At 66.9% G+C, this 20569-nt stretch carries 19 protein-coding genes; 7 read left to right on the top strand and 12 right to left on the bottom strand.

Annotated elements, in window-relative coordinates; translation table 11 throughout:
• Window positions 1–31: 31 nt before the first annotated feature.
• From BLT60_RS21305 to BLT60_RS21290, 4 genes are read left to right on the top strand one after another with little or no spacing between them, the layout of a single operon-like run.
• A complete protein-coding gene (locus tag BLT60_RS21305; RefSeq protein WP_175478575.1) occupies window positions 32–952 on the top strand; it encodes an ABC transporter permease in 921 nt (306 codons plus the stop codon).
• Entirely contained in the window at window positions 949–1767 is an 819-nt protein-coding gene (locus tag BLT60_RS21300; protein WP_090879999.1) for an ABC transporter permease, read from the top strand. The genes BLT60_RS21305 and BLT60_RS21300 overlap by 4 nt, the downstream gene beginning before the upstream one ends.
• Before the next feature lie 17 nt (window positions 1768–1784).
• Complete coding sequence (locus BLT60_RS21295; protein ID WP_090879997.1) at window positions 1785–3950, top strand: N,N-dimethylformamidase beta subunit family domain-containing protein; 2166 nt, start codon at window positions 1785–1787, stop codon at window positions 3948–3950.
• A gap of 29 nt (window positions 3951–3979) precedes the next feature.
• A complete protein-coding gene (locus tag BLT60_RS21290) occupies window positions 3980–4357 on the top strand; it encodes a RidA family protein (protein WP_210185659.1) in 378 nt (125 codons plus the stop codon).
• Window positions 4358–4370: 13 nt separating this feature from the next.
• On the opposite strand, the gene BLT60_RS21285 is transcribed toward BLT60_RS21290, so the two are convergent.
• The 3 genes from BLT60_RS21285 to BLT60_RS21275 form a co-directional block, all read right to left on the bottom strand.
• Window positions 4371–4967, bottom strand: a complete 597-nt coding sequence (locus BLT60_RS21285) for a YqhA family protein (RefSeq protein ID WP_175478574.1) — start codon at window positions 4965–4967, stop codon at window positions 4371–4373.
• A gap of 115 nt (window positions 4968–5082) precedes the next feature.
• Window positions 5083–6021 carry a sugar-binding transcriptional regulator gene (locus BLT60_RS21280; RefSeq protein ID WP_090879991.1) on the bottom strand — a complete coding sequence of 313 codons (939 nt, stop codon included), beginning with the start codon at window positions 6019–6021 and terminating at the stop codon, window positions 5083–5085.
• Between the two features lie 351 nt (window positions 6022–6372).
• On the bottom strand, window positions 6373–7224 hold the full coding sequence (locus BLT60_RS21275; protein WP_244521383.1) for a helix-turn-helix transcriptional regulator: 852 nt from the start codon (window positions 7222–7224) through the stop codon (window positions 6373–6375).
• 147 nt (window positions 7225–7371) lie between these two features.
• Here BLT60_RS21275 and BLT60_RS21270 point away from each other — a divergent pair, with 147 nt between their 5' ends.
• The 3 genes from BLT60_RS21270 to rbsD all read left to right on the top strand — a co-directional run bounded on the left by BLT60_RS21270 (window position 7372) and on the right by rbsD (window position 9771).
• The gene (locus tag BLT60_RS21270; protein ID WP_090879985.1) at window positions 7372–8166 is read left to right on the top strand and encodes a phytanoyl-CoA dioxygenase family protein; all 795 of its coding nucleotides are present in this window, start codon (window positions 7372–7374) and stop codon (window positions 8164–8166) included.
• A gap of 193 nt (window positions 8167–8359) precedes the next feature.
• Window positions 8360–9310: a ribokinase gene (gene rbsK, locus BLT60_RS21265; protein ID WP_090879982.1), complete on the top strand. Its 951-nt coding sequence runs from the start codon at window positions 8360–8362 to the stop codon at window positions 9308–9310.
• Window positions 9307–9771, top strand: coding sequence for a D-ribose pyranase (gene rbsD, locus BLT60_RS21260; RefSeq protein ID WP_090879979.1), 465 nt, complete (start codon window positions 9307–9309; stop codon window positions 9769–9771). Before rbsK ends, rbsD begins: the two co-directional genes overlap by 4 nt.
• A gap of 27 nt (window positions 9772–9798) precedes the next feature.
• Here rbsD and BLT60_RS21255 read toward each other — a convergent pair whose 3' ends face one another.
• The 9 genes from BLT60_RS21255 to BLT60_RS21215 all read right to left on the bottom strand — a co-directional run bounded on the left by BLT60_RS21255 (window position 9799) and on the right by BLT60_RS21215 (window position 20560).
• The gene (locus BLT60_RS21255) at window positions 9799–10572 is read right to left on the bottom strand and encodes an ATP-binding cassette domain-containing protein (RefSeq protein ID WP_090879976.1); all 774 of its coding nucleotides are present in this window, start codon (window positions 10570–10572) and stop codon (window positions 9799–9801) included.
• Window positions 10565–11401 carry an ABC transporter ATP-binding protein gene (locus tag BLT60_RS21250; RefSeq protein ID WP_090879973.1) on the bottom strand — a complete coding sequence of 279 codons (837 nt, stop codon included), beginning with the start codon at window positions 11399–11401 and terminating at the stop codon, window positions 10565–10567. Before BLT60_RS21250 ends, BLT60_RS21255 begins: the two co-directional genes overlap by 8 nt.
• Entirely contained in the window at window positions 11398–12417 is a 1020-nt protein-coding gene (locus BLT60_RS21245; protein WP_244521382.1) for an ABC transporter permease, read from the bottom strand. Before BLT60_RS21245 ends, BLT60_RS21250 begins: the two co-directional genes overlap by 4 nt.
• Entirely contained in the window at window positions 12414–13229 is an 816-nt protein-coding gene (locus tag BLT60_RS21240) for an ABC transporter permease (RefSeq protein ID WP_244521381.1), read from the bottom strand. Before BLT60_RS21240 ends, BLT60_RS21245 begins: the two co-directional genes overlap by 4 nt.
• 104 nt (window positions 13230–13333) lie before the next feature.
• Window positions 13334–14905, bottom strand: a complete 1572-nt coding sequence (locus BLT60_RS21235) for an ABC transporter substrate-binding protein (RefSeq protein ID WP_090879967.1) — start codon at window positions 14903–14905, stop codon at window positions 13334–13336.
• A 27-nt stretch (window positions 14906–14932) separates the two neighbouring features.
• Window positions 14933–16681, bottom strand: coding sequence for a hydantoinase B/oxoprolinase family protein (locus BLT60_RS21230; protein WP_090879964.1), 1749 nt, complete (start codon window positions 16679–16681; stop codon window positions 14933–14935).
• A complete protein-coding gene (locus BLT60_RS21225) occupies window positions 16678–18105 on the bottom strand; it encodes a hydantoinase B/oxoprolinase family protein (RefSeq protein ID WP_090879961.1) in 1428 nt (475 codons plus the stop codon). The genes BLT60_RS21230 and BLT60_RS21225 overlap by 4 nt, the downstream gene beginning before the upstream one ends.
• On the bottom strand, window positions 18102–20189 hold the full coding sequence (locus BLT60_RS21220) for a hydantoinase/oxoprolinase family protein (protein WP_090879958.1): 2088 nt from the start codon (window positions 20187–20189) through the stop codon (window positions 18102–18104). Before BLT60_RS21220 ends, BLT60_RS21225 begins: the two co-directional genes overlap by 4 nt.
• On the bottom strand, window positions 20186–20560 hold the full coding sequence (locus BLT60_RS21215; protein ID WP_090879954.1) for an OsmC family protein: 375 nt from the start codon (window positions 20558–20560) through the stop codon (window positions 20186–20188). The genes BLT60_RS21220 and BLT60_RS21215 overlap by 4 nt, the downstream gene beginning before the upstream one ends.
• Window positions 20561–20569 lie beyond the last annotated feature (9 nt).

Here is a 20569-nt window from a genome sequence, read left to right as displayed (position 1 = left end):
CCGCCGCTATCCACCTGAGACGGAGCGCGCCTTGTCCGCCGAACCGATTGCTGCCGGAACTACTGCAGCCCCGCGCCGGCCGCGGGCGGTTTCGCTTGAGCGCGCCGCCGTCGCTGCGCTGACCGTCCTTTGGGTGGTCGGCGTTCTCCTTCCCATTCTCTCCCTGATCGTCATTTCCGTCCTCCAGGGCCGGGGCCTGAGCTTCATCTGGACGGTTTCGTTCCAGCCCTATGCCGACATCTTCGTCGATTACCGGATCGAGACGGTCCTGCGGACGCTACGCATCGTCGCCGTCGTCACCGCGATCGAGTTCGTTCTCGCCTTTCCCTTCGCGCTGTGGCTGGCGAAGGGACTGCGCGAGGGGTGGACCAAGTCGATCCTGCTCGTCTTCCTCGTGGTGCCGTTCTTTCTCTCCCCGGCGGCGCGGACGATCGTCTGGCGGCCGATCCTCGGGCGCGAGGGGCTGATCAACACGGCGCTGATGTCGAGCGGCATCACCGACGCGCCGGTCGACTGGCTGCTCTTCTCCGAATTCGCCATCCACATCGGCCTGATCGGCCCGTATTTCCCATCGATGGTCTGGCCGATCTTCATCTCCGTGTCGCTGATCGACGACGAGCTGATCAAGGCGAGCCGCGACCTCGGCGCGACCGCCGCGCAGACCTTGCGGCACGTTGTCCTGCCGCTGGCGATGCCGGGCATCGCCGCCGGGGTCATCTTCACCGCGATCCCGATGCTCGGCGACAATATCGCCTCGACGCTGCTTGGCGGCGGACAGGTCTCGCTGATCGCCGAAGGCTTCGACGACCTCATCCGCGCGATGAATTTCCCTGCCGCGGCGGCGCTCGGCAGCACGCTGCTCGGCGTCTTCATCCTGACCGCGGTGTTGATCGGCCTTGCGCTTCGCCGGCGTGGCGGCGGCCCCGACATTTTCGCGGGGATGAAGCAATGAGCGGCGGCGCGCGGCGCAATCCGGCTGGCATCTTCACCGGGACGACCGCGGCGCTGGCGGTTCTGCTTGGCGCGATCGCGCTGGTCCTGCTCTATGCGCCGATCGCCGGCCTGGCGCTCCTCTCCTTCAGCGCCCGGCCGCTGTCCGGCATTCCCTGGCCGATGACGCTCGAGTGGTATTTCGCCCTGTTCGAGGGCGAGAACGCGCGCTGGGTCGGGCCGCTGATCACCAGCGTCGCAATTGGCCTGCTGGTCTCGCTGCTGGCGACCACCGCGGCGGTGATCATCGGGCGGATGCTGCCGCTGATCCGTCGGCGCGGCGGGCTGCTGGTCGCCTACCTGTCGGTCCTCGTCATGCCGGGGATACTGGTCGGCATCGCCGTCCTGTTCTTCTATCGCGGCCTGCTCGGCATCCGCACCGGCTTCTGGTCGGTGGTGCTGGTCCATTTCATCTGGGCGCTGCCCTTCGCGCTGCTGTGCATCCTCATCGTTTCGGTGCGTTTCGATCATCGCCTGCTGGAGGCCGCCAGGGACCTTGGCGCCGATCGATACCGGCAGTTCGTCGATATCGAACTGCCGCTCCTCAAGCCGGGTATCACCGCCTCGGTCTTCTTCAGTTTCCTGCTCTCCTTCAACGAGCTGCCGCGCACCCTCTACACGCGCGGCGGCATTACCACGCTGCCTTATTACATCTGGACCGCGTCGGCGGCGCACAGCTCGCAGGTTTCCCTGATCTATGCCCTCAGCGCGATCATCATGGCGGCGAGCTTCGTGCTTATCCTGATCGCAACGCGTATCCTGATGCGAAGCAACTGACCCGAGGACGATGATTCATGAACCTGACGGGCTATAGCGATCGCTGGTCGGTGCGGCCGGGCGAGACGATGACGTTTCACGTCCACAGCGTCGCGCCGACCTACGAGGCGCGGCTGGTCCGGCTGATCCATGGCGACGAGAATCCGCGCGGGCCCGGCTTCAAGGAAATCGAGCTCGACAGCAGTCTCGACGGGGTTCATGCCGGCGCACCGCGGATCATCCGCAAGGGGTCCTGCGGCGTCGTCGATTGTCCGATGCCCGCCGGGTCCTTCACGCTCGACATGTGGATTCGGCCGACCTTGCCCGGCCCCGACCGGCAGGGGCTCATGGCCTGGCCGTCCGGCGACGGCGGCGCCGCCTTCGGCCTCTTTCTCGCCGCCGATGGCCATGTCGAATGCGTCGGCGCGGGCCCGGATCCGCTTCGCAGCCAGCGCCCCGTCGTGCTTCGTCAATGGTACCGGGTCCGGCTGGCCGTCGACCGCGCCGCCGGTCGCGCCAGCCTGACCGTCCAGCCGAAGCGCTGGTCGCCGGAAGCGGGTGGCGTCGACCGCGTCGAGGGCGCGTTCGGTGGTGCCATCGCGGATGCGGACGGCCGCCTGCTCTTCGCCGCCGGTGCCCTGGAAGCAGCGGATGACGGGCCGCGTCCCATCGAAGTCTACAACGGCAAGATCGCCCGGCCGCGCATTCTCGACGCTGGCGACGCGACCATCGCTGCCTGGGACTTTGCCGCCAAGGCCGGGACCGCGTCGCTTGTCGGTGTCGACGGCTCGCCGGACGGCCGCACGCTCAACCGTCCGGCCCGGATGATGACCGGACCGGACTGGCCGGGCGCGACCAATTCGACCGCGCCCCTGCCGGAGACCCATGACGCCATCCACTTCCACGACGACGACGTTTCCGACGTCGGCTGGCCGGTCAGCCATAGCTTCGCAATTCCGGACGATCTCAAGTCGGGTGTCTACGCCCTGCGGCTGAGGTCCGGCGACGCGGAAGACTACCTGCCGTTCTTCGTCTGTCCGCCGCGCGGCGGGGCAGGTGCCGAGCGGCTGGCCGTACTGATGCCGACAATGAGCTACCTCGCCTATGCCAACGAGTCGCTGGAGGTCGGCGACGCGGTCGGCATGTCGCCGCTCCAGGACATGGGGATCACGCCGGAGCGCTATGCCTATGTCGCCGAGAACGGCCTGAAGAGCCTCTACGATGTCCACCGCGACGGCAGCGGCATCGCCTATGGCTCGCGCCGCCGGCCGATCATCGACTTCCGGCCGAAGGCGCGGTGCCGGACCTTCGATGCGCCACACCAGTTCGCCGCCGACCTTCACCTGATCGACTGGCTGACGACAAAGGGCTACGCCTTCGACGTCATCACCGACGACCTGCTCCACCATGAAGGAGCGTCCGCCCTTGATCCGCACAGGGTGGTGGTTTCCGGCAGCCATCCCGAATACTGGACGACGCCGATGCTCGACGCCCGCGACGACTGGCTCGATCGCGGCGGCCGTTTCCTCTATCTCGGCGGCAACGGCTTCTACTGGGTGACCGGCGTCGCCGAGGACGAACCCGACGTGATCGAGGTCCGCCGCTACGCCGGCACCCGCACCTGGGCCGGCGACCCCGGCGAGGAAACGGTTAGCGTCACCGGTGAGCGTGGCGGGCTGTGGCGCGATCGCGGCCGGCCGCCGAACGACCGGCTTGGCGTCGCCTTCACCGGCCAGGGCTTCGACCGCGGGGCTGCCTACCATCGCAGCGAGGCAAGCTTTGCGCCCGAATTTTCGTGGATATTCCAGGGTGTCGACGACGCGGTGGTCGGCGCCGGCCGGTCGCTGGTGCTCGGCCATGGCGCCGCCGGCTTCGAGGTCGACAAGGCGGATGTCATGAACGGCACGCCGCCGCATGCGGTGGTGCTGGCATCGACCAGGGGCTTCACCGACGCCTATCAGGCAGCGATCGAGTGCTTCGCCCAGATCAATCCGTGGCAGGGCGGCTCGGACCCGCGATCCGGCATCCAGTCGGATATCCTGTTCATGCATGGGCCGGAGGGCGGCGCGGTGTTTTCGGCCGGCTCGATCATCTGGTCGGCGACCTTGTCGGCGTCGGGCTATGACAGCGACACGTCGCGGATCACCGGCAACGTCATCGACGCTTTCCTCGGCGGGCCGCTGCCCGGCGCGCCGAAAACCTGATCCATCAGTCTTGAGGAGGCCCGCAACCCGTGTCCGATCCCTTCACCCGCATCGAAACCCCGAACGCCGCCACGGCGACCGGCGGCTACGCGCCGGCGCTGGTGTGGCGCGATCTCGTCTTCGTCTCCGGGCAGGGGTCGATCGACAGCGCCGGCACGACGATCCCCGGCACGATCGAGGAGGAAACCGAGCGGACGCTGCGCAACATCCAGGAACTTCTGCGGGCCGCCGGCAGCGACCTCGACAGGGTGCTCAAATGCACCTGTTATCTCGCCGATATCGCCGACTTCGACCGCTTCGATGCCGCGTATCGCGCCGTCTTCGGCAGCCACCTGCCAGCCCGCAGCACCGTCCAGGCCGGGCTCGACGGCATCAAGGTCGAGATCGACGCCATCGCCGCCCTGTAGCCCACTGCCGCGATCAGTCCGGCCGCTCCTCGTCGCGGGCATCCTTCCGGGCTGCCGGCTTCGGATGCGCGTGGTCCACCGGGGGTTTGGGGTGCAGCTTGACCAGATGAAGGGAGAGCGAAAGCAGGACGATGCTGACCGGCAGCAGGGCGAGAGATGCAATCTGACGCCAGGTCAGGGCGGCGTTGGGCTCGTGAAACGCTTCCAGGGCGGCGCGCAGGAACAGCACGAAGAGGACAACGATGATGACCTCGGCCACCACTTGTTTCAGCTGCCCGATCTGCTTGACCCGCAGCCAGTCGGGGAGGGCAAACCTTTCTTCAGGCTCGCCGGGATGGATGAAGAGCGAATAGACGCCGTAGCCGAAGTAGAGGAGGACGATCGCGATCAGGAAGCGGTCGAGCCCTTCGATGACGCTGATCACTGCGCCGGTCCCGAACTGCCCGGGTTCGTCGTCTCGCACCCGCAGTCCGCCGACAAAGGCCTCGTAGATGTTGAAGAGGCCGAGCATGAACATCAGCAGGGATCCCGCCAGGGATCCGACCACGGCGATGAACGTCAGGTACCGTGTACTGACGACGATGCGCCGCTCTAGCTGTCGAAAGTCCACGCTCGCTCCTCGCCCCCGCGGGCGGCCTGTTGGTCGCAAAAGCGGGCCGATCAGCCCGGGATGCGCTAATCTATGTCAACGGGCAGGGACCGTTCTGGTTCCATGGCGATCGCGTCTACAGCAGCGCGGCGGCAGTCTGCTCGTCCGTGCCGAGCACGTTGAACAATCCTCCGTCGAGGGCGGCTTTCATCGCGCTGACCTTGCTCGCCCCGATGGCCACGCCGAGACGCCACGGAACGGCCTTCAGTTGCTCGATCGTGACCGTCAGCATCCGACTGTCGATCCATGACGGGATGGACGCGCCCTTGCTGTCGTAGAATCGCGCGCAGACCGTGCCGGCCGCCTTCAGTTGCGTGCGCGCCGTTTCCATGTCCTCGGCGCTGACCACACCATGGCGGACGATTGCCGCGTCCTTGGAGATGGTGCCGACACCGACCAACGCGACATCACAGCGGGCTATCACCTCGAATGCCGTACGGACGATCGGGGAGGCCAGCAACGCGGCGGCGGTTTCTTCGCTGTCGACGGCGGCGGGTACCGGCAGCGGCCGGTTGGCGACCCCCAGTCCATGGGCCAGGGTCAAGGCGACCTCGTAGGGGTGGGTTGGCAGTTTCGCCCCGCCGACACCGCCGATCAACGGAACGACTTCGATGCCGGACAAGTCTGTGCGGCGAACATGGCGCGCAACCGCTGCCGTGGTCCGACCGTCCGAGACGCCGATCACGGCGTCGGGGCGGAGCAGTGTCATCAGGTAGTCGGCAACGGCGCGGCCCAGCGTCTCGAGCGTGGCGCTTTCCTCGTTGCCGGAGGCGACGACGATCACTGTCTCCAGGCCGAAGCGCTCCTGAAGGAGTCGCTCATAGTCGTTGCGCCGGGTCGACTGCGGCACAACGCGAATCTCGACGAAGCCAAGCGCCATCGCCTGTCGCAACGATCGACTGACCGTCGATGTGGAAACCCCCAGATGTCTGGCGATCTCCTGCTGCGACCTCTTTTCCTCGTAGCGCATTCGAGCGATGCGAATAATCGCTTCCTGATCTCGCGCAGCCACCATTTGTCTAGCCGGGTCCTGTCTCGGTATCGCGCACGTACCCGCCGGAGGACGGGCGGACGCTTGGTGCTTTCTCAAGTTCGGTCCATGCGGGGGCGATCATAAATCGCGGACGGTGGACTCAAGTGTCCGACTTTAATGTGGGCCTTCCGTCGGCCGGATCGCTTGTCTTGTCAAGCACTCTGGCTGGCTTGAGCCATTTCAAGCTCCACCAATCACCGATACTGCGGGATTTTGATCATTCTCACGTCCCATCTATGATCGACAAATGAGTGCATCTATCGTTGAATACCATTCATGGTTGAGACACTCGTCCGGCAAGGACCAGTGGGACGTTCGAACCGCAATCGCAAACTACGTCGGCCGCCGTCCGGTCTCGCCGATTTCGCTGCGCCGCCACGCGCCCGGCGAGACGCCGGTGGATCGCTTGAACTCGCGACTGAAATGATAAACGTCGCAGAAGCCGGATTGTTCGGCGATCTCGGCCAGGGAATGCCGATTCCGGACGATCAGCGTTTGGGCATGGATCAGGCGCTCGCGCGTCAACCAGCGGCGCGGACTGGTCCGCAGGTACCTGGCAAACAAGCGCCGAACCTGCGAGGGGCTGACGCCACTGATCGACGACAATTCCTCCGCCGTCCATGGGCGTGACGGTTCGCTGCGGATCGCGGCGGTCAGTTCGGCGAGCATGTCGGGCATGGCCGGCGTGGCAAGCGACTGGTCGACCATCGTCAGGAATTCGCCGACCGCCTGGTTAAGCCGCCAGTCCAGCCCCGCTTCGCGGCTCCCCAGCGCAACGAACAGGCGCTCGAACCAGGCGATCAGCGCGGTCGCGCCGAGGATCGGGGCGGGCGCCGGCCGGCCGCCGAAAAGGTTTTCGCGAAGCGCGATCAGGTCGGGGCCGTCGAGGCGGAACCAGAGAAGCGTCCAGGGCCGGTCCGGGTCGGCGACATGGGCATGGGGTCGCTCGTTGGCCAGCCAGGCCAGTTGCCCGGCTCCGACCGCAAAATTCTCGCCGCCGGTTTCGACCGTCCCGGCGCCGGAGAGACAAAACAGGATGTCCTGGCCCGCATGCCGGCGCCGTCGGATGCCGTAATCGGGGGCGGCAGCCACCTTGCCGGCGCGCAGCACGCTGAAGGCCATGCGCGTCCATCCGGGCTCCGGCACGTAGTGATGACTCTCGATGAAATCCGTCTCGCCACGCATGCGCGATTTATACAAATGGTGGCTCAGATTGTCCATTTCCCGGTGCTTGGTGCGGATTTACTGTGTTCGAAATGCACAGGATCCGATCTTTCCTGGCGTCTGCGACGCGGCAATCGCCCGTCGCCGCGCCCGGAAAAGCGACCGGCCATGACCGAGGACAAGACGATGATGGCGATGACCGACGACGAAGCGCTTGCCTACCAGCGGGACGGCTTCATCATCCGCAAGGGCCTCCTGAGCCCGGCCGAAGTCGGCGCGTTCCGCGATACGGCGCGCCGTCAATTGGAGGCCGAAAACAAATCCGGGTCGGTCATGTCCAAGGGCGACAAGGAAGGCAAGACGACGCTTCTCAAGATGTGGACCCGAGCCGAGGACGACCAGTATGGATTCCTCGCCCGCGACGAGCGGATGGTCGATCTCGCCGAGGATGCGATTGGCAAACCGGTCTATCTCTACAGCCACAAGATGACGATGAAGCAGCCCAACGAGGGCGGCGCCTGGGAGTGGCACCAGGATTTCGGCTACTGGTACAACTACGGCTGCCTTGCACCGGAGATGATGAGCATCTTCGTCGCCCTCGACAAGGCGACGAAGGAGAACGGCTGCCTCCAGGTCCTCAAGGGCAGCCACAAGCTCGGCCGGCTCAACCACATCCGCGAGGGCGAGCAGACCAATGTCGAGCAGGAGCATCTTGAAGCGGCGCTCAAGCGCTTCGAACGCATCTATGTCGAGATGGATGCCGGCGACGTGGTGATCTTCGACTCGAATCTGCTGCACCGCTCGGACGCCAACCGCTCCGACACGTATCGCTGGGGCTACATCTGCTCCTACAATGCGGTCGAGAACGCGCCCTTCAAGCGGGTGCGGGACTATGGCAACTACGAGCCGCTGGAGAAGGTACCGGCGGGAACGTTCATGAAGCAAGCGGAGCCGGTGGCGTAAAAGCCGGAAACGGCAGGGGAAGGAGCCGGCAAGAGGAGTGCCGGGGCCGCTCAGGGGATGGAGACGCGCGGCGTCCGGCTTTCGAGCCGGGCCGCTGCATCAGGGGGGAAATGCCGATGGCCGTTGCGGTCAGGACTGACGATCGACCATGGCCCGCGGGCAGGGCGCGTGATGACGCCCCGGGCGGCCGGCCATGACCGCGCCGATCATCACCGTCGTCGGCAGCTTCGCGGTCGGCCTGACCATGCGGGCGCCAAAGTTGCCGATCTTCGGCGAGACCATGCTCGGCACTGATTTCGACATGGGGCCCGGCGGCAAGGGCTCGAACCAGGCCGTGGCGACCGCCAGGCTTGGCGCGAGATCGTCGCTTCTCGCCATTCTCGGTACCGACAAGCTCGCCGGCATCGCCACGGACCTCTACGCCGCGGAAGGCGTCGACACGACGTTGGTGACGGAGCGCAGCGAGCGCCCGACCGGAGTCGGGATCATCATCCTCAACGACAAGGGCGAGAATTTCATCATTCTCGACATGGGCGCCAACGAGTTGATGGATGCCCGGAGCGTCGATGCCGGCGATGCCCGCATCGCAGCCTCCGACGTGGTGATGGCCGTCCTCGAGGTGCCGGTCGAGGCCGCCGCGCGCGCGATGGAACTCGGTCGAAAGCACAGCGCCCGGACCATCCTCAACCCCGCGCCGGCCAAGCCGCTGCCGGACACTCTCTTCGCGTCGGTCGACTACCTGACCCCGAACGAGAGCGAGTTGCGCATCCTCCTCGGCCTGTCGCCGGACGATCCGCGCTCGTCGCGCGAACTGGCGCAGGAGCTGCGGCGGCGCGGCGTCCGCAATGTCGTCGTGACGCTCGGCCGGACCGGCGCCCTCATCCTCACCGACGATCTCGATGTGACGGTGCCGGCGCTGACCGTCGATGTCGTCGACACCACCGGCGCCGGCGACGCGTTCAACTCCGGCTTCGCGGTGGCGCTGGCCGAGGGGCGCGACATCGTCGAGGCGGTCCGTTTCGGCGTTGTCTGCGGCGGCATCGCCTGCACCCGGCTCGGCGTTGTGCCCAGCCTGCCGCAGCGGGCGCATGTCGATGCACTCTACGAAGAAGCCATCAAGACCGTCTGGAGGGACAGCCCGTGAACCGCAATCGCCTGCTCAATGCCGAGCTCAACCATGCCATCGCCTCGATGGGCCACGGCGACCTGATGATCGTCTGCGACGCGGGCTTTCCCGTGCCCTCCAGCGCCTGGCGGATCGACCTGGCGATCACCCCGGACGTGCCGGACCTCGAAACCGTCCTGACGCCGATCGCCGAGGCCTTCATCGCGGAAAAGGTGTCCTATGCCGACACGCTCCCCGTCCACAACGCGCCGCTCCTGAAGAAGATCGAACGCCTCTTCGCCGGTGCCGACTTCGAGCCGGTCACCCATGAGGCGATCCTCGGCGAGATGGCCGCGAAGGCCAAGGTCATCGTCCGCACCGGCGCCTTCGACCCTTGGGGCAACATCCTGCTCTATTCAGGCGTCGACGTGCCGGCCTGGTTCTCCAAGGAAGGCGTCGTCGCCCCGGACTACTACGCCAGGAAGCTCGAGAACCGGTAACCGGTCGCAAGCCAGCCTTGTCAGGAGTCAGAGCTGCCGCGGCATGGCCGCTAGGAGCGTGCGCGTATAGTCGTCCTTCGGGTCGCGGAAGAGGGTTTCGGCGTCGGCGAAATCCTTCTGCACGCCGTTATGCAGGACCAGGATGTCGTCGCAGAAATACTCCGCGATCGAAAGATCGTGGCCGATGAAGAGGTAGCTCAGTCCGCGGTCCCGCTGCAGGTCGCGGAGCAGGTTGAGGACGTTGGCCTGCACCGAGACATCGAGCGCCGAGACCGGCTCGTCGAGGATCAGAATCTCCGGTTCCATCAGCAGCGCCCGCGCGATTCCGATGCGCTGGCGCTGCCCCCCGGACAACTGGCGCGGATAGCGGTCGCGCAGGGCCGGCGAGAGGTCGATCGCGGTCAGGATATCGGTAATCCGCTTGCTCCACTCCGCACGGGGAACGTCACCGCGCAGCATGAGCGGCTCGCGCAGGATGCGCGCGATCGTCATGCGGGGGTCCAGCGCGCCGGCGCTGTCCTGGAAGACCGGCTGGACCTTGCGACGAAAATCTCGCAGCGCCTTTCCGGAGACCCGCGTTATGTCCCGTCCGCCGAACCGCACGGTGCCGCTGTCGGGAGCGATCATGCGTAACGCGATACGGGCAAGCGTCGACTTCCCCGACCCGCTCTCCCCGATCACGCCAAGCGTCCGCCCGTCTCCGATCCGCACCGAGATGCGATCGAGCGCCACCGTCGATCTGCCACCGCCGAAGGGGCCGCGCTTGCGAAAAACCTTGGTGATGGCGTCGAGTTCAAGCATCGTCGAACCAGTCCGATGGCAGGAAATCGGCGATGGTCGACAGCCGCTGGCCGCGTTTGCCGAAGGTCGGCCGCGCCTCGAGCAGCGCGCGGGTATAGGGGTGCGCCTCGGCCTTCAGATCGGCCAGCGCGACGCGCTGGATCAGTTTCCCGCCATACATCACCGCGACTTCGCGGCACGCCTCGGCGACGACCCCGAGGTCGTGGCTGATGAGGATGAACCCCATGCCGCGGGCCTCGACGATCCGATCGAGCATCCCGAGGACCGAGGCCTGCGTCGTCACGTCGAGCGCCGTGGTGGGTTCGTCGGCGATCAGCAGGTCGGGGTCGCCGACCAGCGCCGCGGCGATCATCACCCGCTGCAGCATGCCTCCCGAATATTCGTTCGGATAGTGGTCGAGCCGTTCCCGCGGCTTGTTGATTTCGACTTCCTCGAGCAGCGCAACCGACCAATCCAGCGCCTCGCGGCGGCCGACACCGGGATGGGCGGCGCGCAATGCACGGGTGATATGGGTGCCGATGGTGTGGACCGGGCTGAAGGCGGCCATCGGATCCTGATAGATGAAGCCGATGCGACGCCCCCGGACCCTGGTCATGGCGCGATCGTCGCTCCACGGCAGCGGCTCGCCCTGGAACCGCACCTCGCCGGTGCAGGCGGCGTCGGGTGGAAGCAGGCCGAGAACAGCGAGGCCGAGGGTCGACTTGCCGGAGCCGCTCTCGCCGACGAGCCCGAGGCGGGTTCCGGGCTCCAGCGCGAGGTCGATATCCGACAGCGCCCTGGTCGGTCCGAAGGCGACCGAAAGCCGGCGGATGTCGAGCAGCCCGGTCATTGTCCGGCCCCGCGTGCAATCCGCGGGTCGATGGCGGCCGCGAGGAGGTCCACGAACAGGTTCGCGAGGATGTAGATGAAGGCGGACAGCAGAATGAAGGTCTGCACCACCGAGTAATCCTGCTGCAGGAGCCCCTGCGTCACCAGCGAGCCGGCGCCGGGCCAGTTGAAGACCCGCTCGACCAGGACCGACCCGGCGAGCAGCTGGCCGAGGATCAGGCCCGAGGCCATCAGCGTGGGAATGATCGCATTGGGCAGCACATAGCGCAGGAAGACCCGGAAATGCGACTGTCCCTGGGCGCGGGCAACCAGCACGAATGGCTCGCCCGCGACGTCGAGCAGGTTGGCGCGGAGCAGGCGGAGCAGGAAACCGAAGGGTAGCAGTCCCAGCGTGATCGCCGGCAGGGCAAGATAGTGGAGCGCCGTGGCGAAGGTGGCGAGATCGCCGGCGAGCAACGCGTCGATCGTGTAGAGGCCGGTCGGCCCGGCCGGTGCGGTCACGCCCGGCGGCAGTCGTCCGGACGGACCGGGGAACAGCCCCAGCATCTCGAAGCCAATGATCAGCGCGACGATTCCGAACCAGAATTGCGGCACCGCCAGCGCGAACACCGAGAGCGCGCGCGGCACCCCGTCGGACAGCAGGCCGCGGCGGAAGGCGCCGATCACCGCCAGCGATACCGCGGCGACCAGCGCGAAGAGAAAGGCGTAGAGCCCGAGCTCCAGCGTCGCCGGAAAGCGTTCGCCAAGCAGGTCGCGGACGGACTGGCCCAGCGAATAGCTCCACCCCCAGTCACCGCTGACGAAGCTGGTGAGGTAATGCCAGAACTGAACCGGCAGCGGATCGTCGAGGCCCATCTTGACGCGCAGCGCCTGGACCGCCTCGTCGGTGGCGAACGGTCCGAGCACCAGCCGGGCGGCATCGCCGGGGGCGACCCTGAGCGCGATGAAGGCGAACAGGGCCGCGCCGAGCAGCGCGATCAGCGAGGTGGCGAGGCGAGAGGCGGCGATCCGGATCACGCGTGCCGTCCTCCCATCGTTGCCGACAGACCGTCGGCGAGCAGGTTGGCGGCGCTCACGGCGACGAGGATGCCGAGGCCGGGAAAGACGGTGAGCCACCATTGGCCGGTAAGGGCATATTTCATGCCCTCGGTGATCATCACGCCCCATTCCGCTGTTGGCACCTCGGCGCCAAGGCCGACAAAGCCGAGACCGGCAAGGGTGATGATGGCGTAGCCGAAGACGGCGGCGCACTGGACCAGCATGGTCGATGCAGCGTGGGGCGATACATGCCACAGGAGAATGAAGGCCGGCGTGGCGCCCATGCTCTCGGCGGCGTCGACAAAGCGGTGCGACATGATCCGCAACACCTCGGATCGCATCAGGCGGGCAAAGAACGGCAGCGTGGAGATGATGACGCCGATAACGGCCGTCCACAGGCCGCCGCCGAGGCCGATGGCCACCGCCATCGCCAGCAGGATCGGCGGAAAGGCGGCGATGCTGTCCATCGCCCGCATCAGGACCATGTCGACGATCCCACCGGCCCGCGCGGCGATCACGCCGATGATCGCGCCGGGGACAAGTCCGCCGAGCATGACGATGACACCGACGGAGAGCGAAAGGCGCCCGCCGGCCAGGAAGCGGGCGAGGACATCACGGCCGACGGAATCGGTGCCCATCCAGTGCCCCGGGCCCGGCGGGGCGAGGATGGCGGCGAAGTCCATCGTGTAGGGGTCTATCGGCCAGACCAGCGGCCCGACGACAACCGCGCCTGCGAGCACGGTGAGAAGCGCGAGGGGCAGGAAGACGGGGACGGACCGGATAATCGACAAGCTGGGAAGTCTCCTCGGGACATCTCCTGAAACGCGGAGGTTCCGTCCGGCCGGGTCGAAGTGTGGTGTCGCGGGAGCCGACGGCCCCCGCGACACCTATGAGATCAACGCCCCCAGCGCCAGATCTCGAACGGTCCGTCCTGGGCGAAATCCCAGAACTTGACGGACTTGTCCAGGACCGCCGTATAGACGTCGGCATAGAGCGGGATGCGCGGTGCGTCGGCAACCCAGATCTCCGTGATCTTGTCGAAATAGGGCTGCCGGGCAGCCAGGTCGGCAACTTTGTTCGACTCGTCGAACAGCGCCTCGGCTTCCGTGTTGCAGTAGTTCGACATGTTGAAGTTCGATGCGCACCGCATGTCGTAGTTCAGCAGCCACGGCGAGAATGTTACCGACGGCCCGTCCGAGCGCATGATCGCGGTGGTCTTCTCGGGCGCCGAGACCTGCTCGGCATAGGCCGATCCGGACACCTTGGAGATCTTCACATCGACTCCGAGCTGGCCCCAGACCTGTTGCAGGATGGTGGCGATCTGCTCGTGGTCGTCGCGACCTTCGCGGATCGTGATGGTCAGATCGACGGGACCTTCGACGCCGCTTTCGGCCATCAACGCCTTGGCCTTGTCGAGGTCGAAGGCGCGGGGGCCGCCGAGTTCGGCGTTGTAGCTGGGAAGCTGCGGCGGGAACGGCCCGAAGAAGCTCTCGCCGTAGCCGAAGGCGACCGACTTGACGAGCACGTCGTAAGGCACCGCGTAGCTGAGGGCGCTGCGGAAGGTGGCATTGTCGAAGGGCGGCACCCGGTTCGGCAGGCCGACAAGCTCCCAGCGTGGCGCAGGCACCGCGACGATGTTCATGCTGTCGGCGACCTCGGCCAGCATCTGCTTGGGCAGGCCAAGCGTCACCTGCGCGGCGTCGTTGCGCGCCTGGAGAAGCAGCGTCGAGGGATCGGCGATGAAGTTGAGGACGACCTCGGGCTCCAGCGCCGGCTCCCCGTAGTAGTTGGGATTGGCCTTGAACACCGCCTTGACGCCGGGCTGGTAGCTGTCGAGCAGATAGGGACCGGACCCGGCCGAATGGGTCGCGAGCCAGTCGTTGCCGCCGTTCGCTTCGACCGTGGCCACGTCGACGATCGAAACGTTGGGCTGGGTCAGGGCATGGATCAACAGCGGCTGCGGGTGGTCGAGGGTTACGGTGACGGTGTTGCCCTCGGCGGTGATCGACTTGGTGTTGCCGTAGTCCGCGGCCTCCATGAAGTGGGTGCCGCAGGATCCCGACTTCAGGGCTCGCTCGAGCGAAGCGGCGACGGCGGCGCCGTCGATCGCATTCCCGGAGGCGAACTTCAGGCCGTCCCGGATCGTGAAGGTATAGACCAGCGCATCATCCGAGACGGACCAGCTCTCGGCCAGTGCCGGGACGATCTCGTTCGGATTCTCCTTGGTGACGGTCACGCCCTCCGGCGTGCCCTCGATCGTGGTGCGGCCATACGCGACCAGCGGGGCATAGAGCGGGGCGACATAGCCATTGTCGGTGATGTCACACAGAAAGGCCGGGTCCATGGTGGCCGGCGCCTGGAGTGTGTTGATGACAAAGGGGCCGTCGGCGGCGACAGCCGGTCCCGCCAATCCGGCGGCGAATAGCCCCGGCAGCATCCAGAGAAGTCGCTTGGTGTCTGGCTTCATCGAAATCTTGCTCCTGCGTTGTTGATGTCAGCCCGGTTGGCTCCGGGCCATCTTCGTCCTTCGTTGATCGGTCGCGCCCTGGTCGACCTCCAGTGCGGTGGTGTCGACCACCACGCCGTATTGCTCGCTGGCCTTGCCGGCCGAGACGTAGTCGTTGGCGACATCCGCCACGACCTCGTCGACCGGCCGGTCGGCGGCGCTGCCCCAGCCGCCGCCGCCGCCGCGCAGGAATTCGATCGCCGTGTTCGCGGCGAGGTGGCGGTTGTAGATCACCTCGGTGACCTCGGTGCGCCCCGCTTCCTCGATCAGCGTGAGGGCGTTTGGCGGGCCGTCTTCCGCACCGCAAAAGCCCCGGGTCGGGTGGCGGACCCCGGCGAGCATCGCGTTGGTGATGTTCTCGGCAAGGAAACGGATACGCGTTCGGACCCCCGGCGCGCCACGCCAGCGCCCGGCGCCTGCGGTGTCCCGTTCGTATTCGTGCTTCTCGATGCGGATCGGATACTGCATCTCGTTCATCTCGATCGAGGGCAGGATGACGCCGGTCATCAACGGCGGGTAGAGGCCCCAGCCGTCGGTGCCATAGGCCGCGCCGGCGCCGCCGGTATAGCCGTGGAAGTTGAGCGAGATCCACGGCTTGCCGTCTTCGTACCGACCGCTCGAATAGGCCAGCGGCAACTTGTGGCAATTGACGCCGACGCGCTTCGGCGCGCATTGCGACAGGGCGAGGAGGGCGACCTCCGCGATCTCCGCCCCGCAGATGCAGGTACAGTTGCCGACCGGCTTGGGGGGAAGCGGATTCACCACCGTGCCCTCGGGCGCGATGACCGTGACCGGGCGGATATAGCCTTCGTTGACCGGCACATCTTCGTCGATGACCGAAGCGATCGCGACGAAGACGAAGCTGAGCGTATTGGCGATCGGTGAATTGACGAAGCCGTTCACCTGGGGGGCGGTGCCGGTGAAGTCGAAGGTGACGTCGGAGCCGCGGACGCGTGCGGTGCAGGCGACACGAATGTCGTGCCCGCCCTGGTAGTCGTGGTCGATGAAGGTCTCGGCGTAATAGTCGCCGTCGGGCCAGCTCGCGATCTCGGCTCTCACCCGGCGTTCGGCATAGGCGATATTGGTCTCGAGCGCAGCGCGGGTCTCTCCGATCCCGAACCGGCCGACGATGCGTTCGATCCGGGCCTGTGCGGTGAGACAGGCGCCGCGCATGGCATCGAGGTCGCCGAGCAGCCAGTCCGGCACGCGGTTGTTGGCGAGTACCATGTCGAACACGTCGGTCCGGCGCTCGCCGCGCTCGTAGAGCTTGATCGGCGGCACCACCACGCCGTCTTGCCAGATGTCGCGCGCGGCCGGGTTGTAGCCGCCGGCGACGGGACCGCCGCTGTCGGCGAAATGGGCGCGCACGACCGGGAAGAACACCGGCTTGCGGTCGGCAAAGACCGGCTGGATGATCACATGATCGGGGATGTGGGTGCCCCCGTCATAGGGATCGGAGGCGAGGATCAGGTCGCCCGGATGGAGGTCGTTGCGGAAACAATCGAGCGCTGCCTGGACGGCCGGGCAGATCGCGTACAGATGGAGCGTGCAGCCGGGCGCCTGGGCGACCAGCCGGGCCTTGCCGTCCTTGAGCTCGAAGATGCCGGTGGTAAAATCGTGCGCTTCGTTGAAGATCGGGCTCCGCGCCGTCCGGGTCACGGTCGCGCTCATCTCATCGGCAGCGGTGTCGAAGCCGCCGCCGACGACCCGGGCGCGGATCATGGTTTCGGGCGTCATGGCCGCTCCTCCCTTCGTTCGGGATAGACGAAGCGGATGCGCGCGCCTTGCTGGAAGGCCAGGACGTTCGATCGATTGCGCGACAGCGGCGCATCCTGGACGATGTCTGGTTCGTGCCCGGCGCCGGGCACGATGACGCCTTCGATGCCCGATTGGCGGATCGCCACCTCGGCACTGATGTCATCGCCCTCGAACTGGCGGCTGAGGAGGCTCAGCACGCCGTCCAGTTCGGTCTGCTCGGCCGAAATCAGGCGACGGCGTCCCGAGGCGGCGTCGCCGCCCGCGGTGTTCGCCATCGGCCGGAATCCCGGGGAAACGACGAGCGGCAGCGATGTCGGGGACGCGCCGATCTCCGGAAACAGCACGACCAGTGGCGGCGGGACGGTGAAGGCAGGCGCGCGATGGACAGCGCGCGCCAGGGCGGAGGAGACCGCCGGGGCGATATGCCTCCATCCGAGGCTAACGGCCGACGGGAAGGCGGCGTTGACGCAGCTCGCCTCCGGCAGCGCCAGATCGATCGCGTCGAGGATGCCCTGGCTGAGGCCGGTATCCTCGATCACCTCGGCAGCGAGTTGGGTCAGCACGACTGCGGCGGTCGCGGCGCGCGTCAGGTTGGCGGTTGTCTCGGACGAGGGCGAGGAACCGGAAAAGTCGATCGCAAGCCGGTCGTCGTCATGCCTGACCGTCACGCGGACGGTGGCATCGATCGTCGCGGCCGTTGCCTCGCCCGCGCCACCCGCCAGGCTCGCGAGGTGGCCGGCCATGCGGGTGCGTCCATGCGCGATCCGGTAGTCGGCCGCCTCCCGGACGGGATCGGCGCCGCGCGACGCCAGCATCGCCTGGAGCCGGTCCGCGACCCGATGCGCTGCCACCTCGGCAGTGGAAAGGTCGCCGTCGAGATGCTCCGGGGCGCGGGTATTCTTCAGGATGTAGCGCCGCACGTCGCGCTCTGGCGCGTTAGCGCGGACGAGCTTCACCGGCGTGACGCGCAATCCCTCTTGCCAGATTTCATGCGCGTCCGGCTGGAAGACGCCCGGAACGTCGCCGGCAAGGTCGGGGCAGGTGAACCGCAGGGCGACGAAATAGGCGATCTCGCCGTCATGCGCGACCGGCAGCGTCAGGGTCAGCGCGCCGCACACGGTGCCGCCGCAATAGGGATCGCCGGTGAGGATCATGTCGCCTTCGGCGATATCGAAGGCGAAGGCGTCGATCAGCCATGCCACTGTCGCCTGGACGGCGGCGAGCTGGCTGGGCTCGCCCTGCTCCTGCGCCACCAGCCTGCCGGAGGAGTCGAGGATCGCGCAGGCATACTGGCCTTCGTCAATCACCGCCGGGGAGCGCGCCATCCGGGCGAAGATCTCGGCGCCTTCGCGGGCAATGGCGGCGAAGCGGCTCGACAGGATCTGGCGCTGGATGTCGGTCATGCAGCCCCGGCGCGCCCGTTCTCGATGATGCAGTTGCCGTAGGCGTCGATGAGCGCCTCCTGGCCGGGGCAGACGATGATTGTCGTTCCCCAGGATTCGATGGCGGCCGGGCCGGTGATGAAGTGGCCGGCGTGCAGCCTGGCGCCGTCGTAGACATTCGTCTCGTGCGCGCCGTCGGCATAGACGATCCGGCGACGTTCCTTGAGCGCCGAGGCGGGATCCTCGTCGCCGAATTCCATGCCCTTCATCCGTGGTGGCTCGCGGAGACCGAGGACGTCGACGCGGATGGTCAGGAGTTCGACCGGTTGGTCCGGATCCTTGTGGGCGAACAGCGTTTCATGCAGGTCGTGGAAGCTTCGGATCGTCGCTTCGAGATTGAGGGCGGTGATCCGCCGGGTGCGGGTCCGCAACGGAACCACCACCTCGTGAACCTCGCCCTCGTAGCGGAGATCGAGGCTGCGACGGAGGTCGAAGTCGTCGGTGACGCTCTGGCCGGCGAGACGTCCGCGCGCTTCGGTCTCGATCTCCTCGAAACGCCGGTTGAGATCGCCAAGGTCGAGGTCGGCAAGGCGCGCCAAATAGGTCCGCGACCCGGAAACCTTGAGATTCGCGACCGTATCGCCGAGGGCACAGAAGACCGGTCCGGCCCCCGGCACGATGACCGAGGAGATGCCGAGGAGTTCGGCCTGGCGACCGGCATGGAGTGCGCCGGCGCCACCCGCCGCGACGAGGGCGAAGTCGCGCGGATCGAGGCCGCGCCGGGTCGTGACCAGGTGGCTGGCGTTGGCCATGTTGCTGTTGACGATCTCCGAAACCGCCTGCGCCGCGTCGAGGACGGGCATGCCGAGCGGTTCGGCGATGTGTTCGGTGAGCGCCCGCTCGGCCGCGGCGGCATCGAGCTTCATTTCGCCACCGAGGAAGAAGTCGGGGTTGAGCAGGCCGAGGACGAGATTCGCGTCGGTGACCGTTGGCCGGGTGCCGCCGCGGCCGTAGCATGCTGGGCCGGGGAGGGACCCCGCCGACTCGGGCCCGACCCGAAGCGCGCCGCCGTCGTCGATCCAGGCGATCGAGCCGCCGCCGGCCCCGACCGTATGGATGTCGAGCATCGGTAGCGCGATCCGATAACGGGCGAGCCAGCTTTCGGTCGTCGTCGCCGGATTGAGGTCCTGGATGACCGAGACGTCGTAGGAGGTGCCGCCCATGTCGACGACCATCAGGTCGCGATAGCCGGCGAGCTGGCCGACCCAGCCCGCCGCGGTCACACCGCCGGCCGGCCCGGAAAGAAGCGTGCCGACGGCCTTCCGGCCGGTCTCCGACGCGGTCAGCATTCCGCCGTTCGACTGCATGATGAACAGCTCGCCGGTGAAGCCACGGCCGCGCAGCTTGTCGTCGAGATGCGAGACATAGGACTGGATGGCGGGGCCGACATAGGAGTTGACCACCGTGGTCGAGACTCGCTCGTATTCGCGGATTTCCGGCAGCACGTCGCAGGAGAGCGAGACATAGAGGTCCGGCGCCATCTCGCGGATGATCTCGCCAACCCGCCGTTCATGGTCGGGAGCGACGAAGCTGAACAGGAAGCAGACGGTGATCGCCTCGCAGCCCTCGGCGAGCAGAAAGGTCACCGCTCGGCGGACCGCGTCTTCGTCGAGCGGGATCAGCACCGTGCCGTCGTGCGTCACGCGCTCCGGGACGCCGATCCGCAGCCGCCGGGGACAGATCGCATGCGGCGCCTTGAGCCGCGGGTTGAACGTGCTCTCCTTGTAGGAACGGCGAAATTCGAGCTCGTCGCGGAAGCCCTCGGTGGTGATCAACCCGACCTTGGCGCCGCGATATTCGAGCAGCGCGTTGGTGGCGACCGTGGTGCCGTGAACGATGATGCCGCAATCGGCCAGCAGGCTCTCGGCGGTCGCGCCGATCTGCCCGGCGACCTTGGCGATGCCGTTCAGCACGCCGTCGGACTGGTCCGGGGTCGAAGGGGTCTTGGTCGAGTGAAGCGAGCCGTCGCGGCCGGACAAGACGATGTCGGTGAAGGTGCCGCCGACGTCGATGCCGAGGCTCCATTGGCTGGTGCTCGTGGTCATTCGGCGACCACCAGCTCGCAGCCAAGGGTGTTGGTCACCGTGCAGATCCGCTTGGCGTCGCGCTTGATGCGGGCAGCCTGTTCGGGAGCGATGCCGATCAGCTCGCAGGTCAGGTCGATGCGCTCGAGCCGGTTGGGCGGGCTCCCGGCCTTTTCACCGATGACCCTGATGCGGATGTCGCAGGGTTCCTCGCCGCGGGCGCCAAGCACGATGTGGCAACTCTGGGCGAAGCAGGAGGCAACCGCGACCAGCAACTGCTCGACCGGCACCGCCGCCTCCGGCGGTCGAGGCTTGGCCCCGTCTTCCCTGCCCGGGAAGCAGATGTCCGATGCCCCGTCGCGGCTATACTCCATCTGGACGGTCCAGTTCACGGTCGGCTC

Source organism: Bauldia litoralis, assembly GCF_900104485.1.
Lineage (GTDB): Bacteria > Pseudomonadota > Alphaproteobacteria > Rhizobiales > Kaistiaceae > Bauldia > Bauldia litoralis.
This window is presented reverse-complemented; position numbering and strand designations above follow the sequence as displayed.

What these genes read in the sequence shown, in the direction of transcription:
- BLT60_RS21300 (WP_090879999.1), top strand. Translation starts at nt 949, where the DNA reads ATGAGCGGCGGCGCGCGGCGCAATCCGGCTGGCATCTTCACCGGGACG.
- BLT60_RS21295 (WP_090879997.1), top strand. Translation starts at nt 1,785, where the DNA reads ATGAACCTGACGGGCTATAGCGATCGCTGGTCGGTGCGGCCGGGCGAG.
- BLT60_RS21280 (WP_090879991.1), bottom strand. Translation starts at nt 6,021, where the DNA reads ATGGTGGCTGCGCGAGATCAGGAAGCGATTATTCGCATCGCTCGAATG.
- BLT60_RS21275 (WP_244521383.1), bottom strand. Translation starts at nt 7,224, where the DNA reads ATGCGTGGCGAGACGGATTTCATCGAGAGTCATCACTACGTGCCGGAG.
- BLT60_RS21270 (WP_090879985.1), top strand. Translation starts at nt 7,372, where the DNA reads ATGACCGAGGACAAGACGATGATGGCGATGACCGACGACGAAGCGCTT.
- rbsK (WP_090879982.1), top strand. Translation starts at nt 8,360, where the DNA reads ATGACCGCGCCGATCATCACCGTCGTCGGCAGCTTCGCGGTCGGCCTG.
- BLT60_RS21255 (WP_090879976.1), bottom strand. Translation starts at nt 10,572, where the DNA reads ATGCTTGAACTCGACGCCATCACCAAGGTTTTTCGCAAGCGCGGCCCC.
- BLT60_RS21250 (WP_090879973.1), bottom strand. Translation starts at nt 11,401, where the DNA reads ATGACCGGGCTGCTCGACATCCGCCGGCTTTCGGTCGCCTTCGGACCG.
- BLT60_RS21235 (WP_090879967.1), bottom strand. Translation starts at nt 14,905, where the DNA reads ATGAAGCCAGACACCAAGCGACTTCTCTGGATGCTGCCGGGGCTATTC.
- BLT60_RS21230 (WP_090879964.1), bottom strand. Translation starts at nt 16,681, where the DNA reads ATGACGCCCGAAACCATGATCCGCGCCCGGGTCGTCGGCGGCGGCTTC.
- BLT60_RS21225 (WP_090879961.1), bottom strand. Translation starts at nt 18,105, where the DNA reads ATGACCGACATCCAGCGCCAGATCCTGTCGAGCCGCTTCGCCGCCATT.
- BLT60_RS21220 (WP_090879958.1), bottom strand. Translation starts at nt 20,189, where the DNA reads ATGACCACGAGCACCAGCCAATGGAGCCTCGGCATCGACGTCGGCGGC.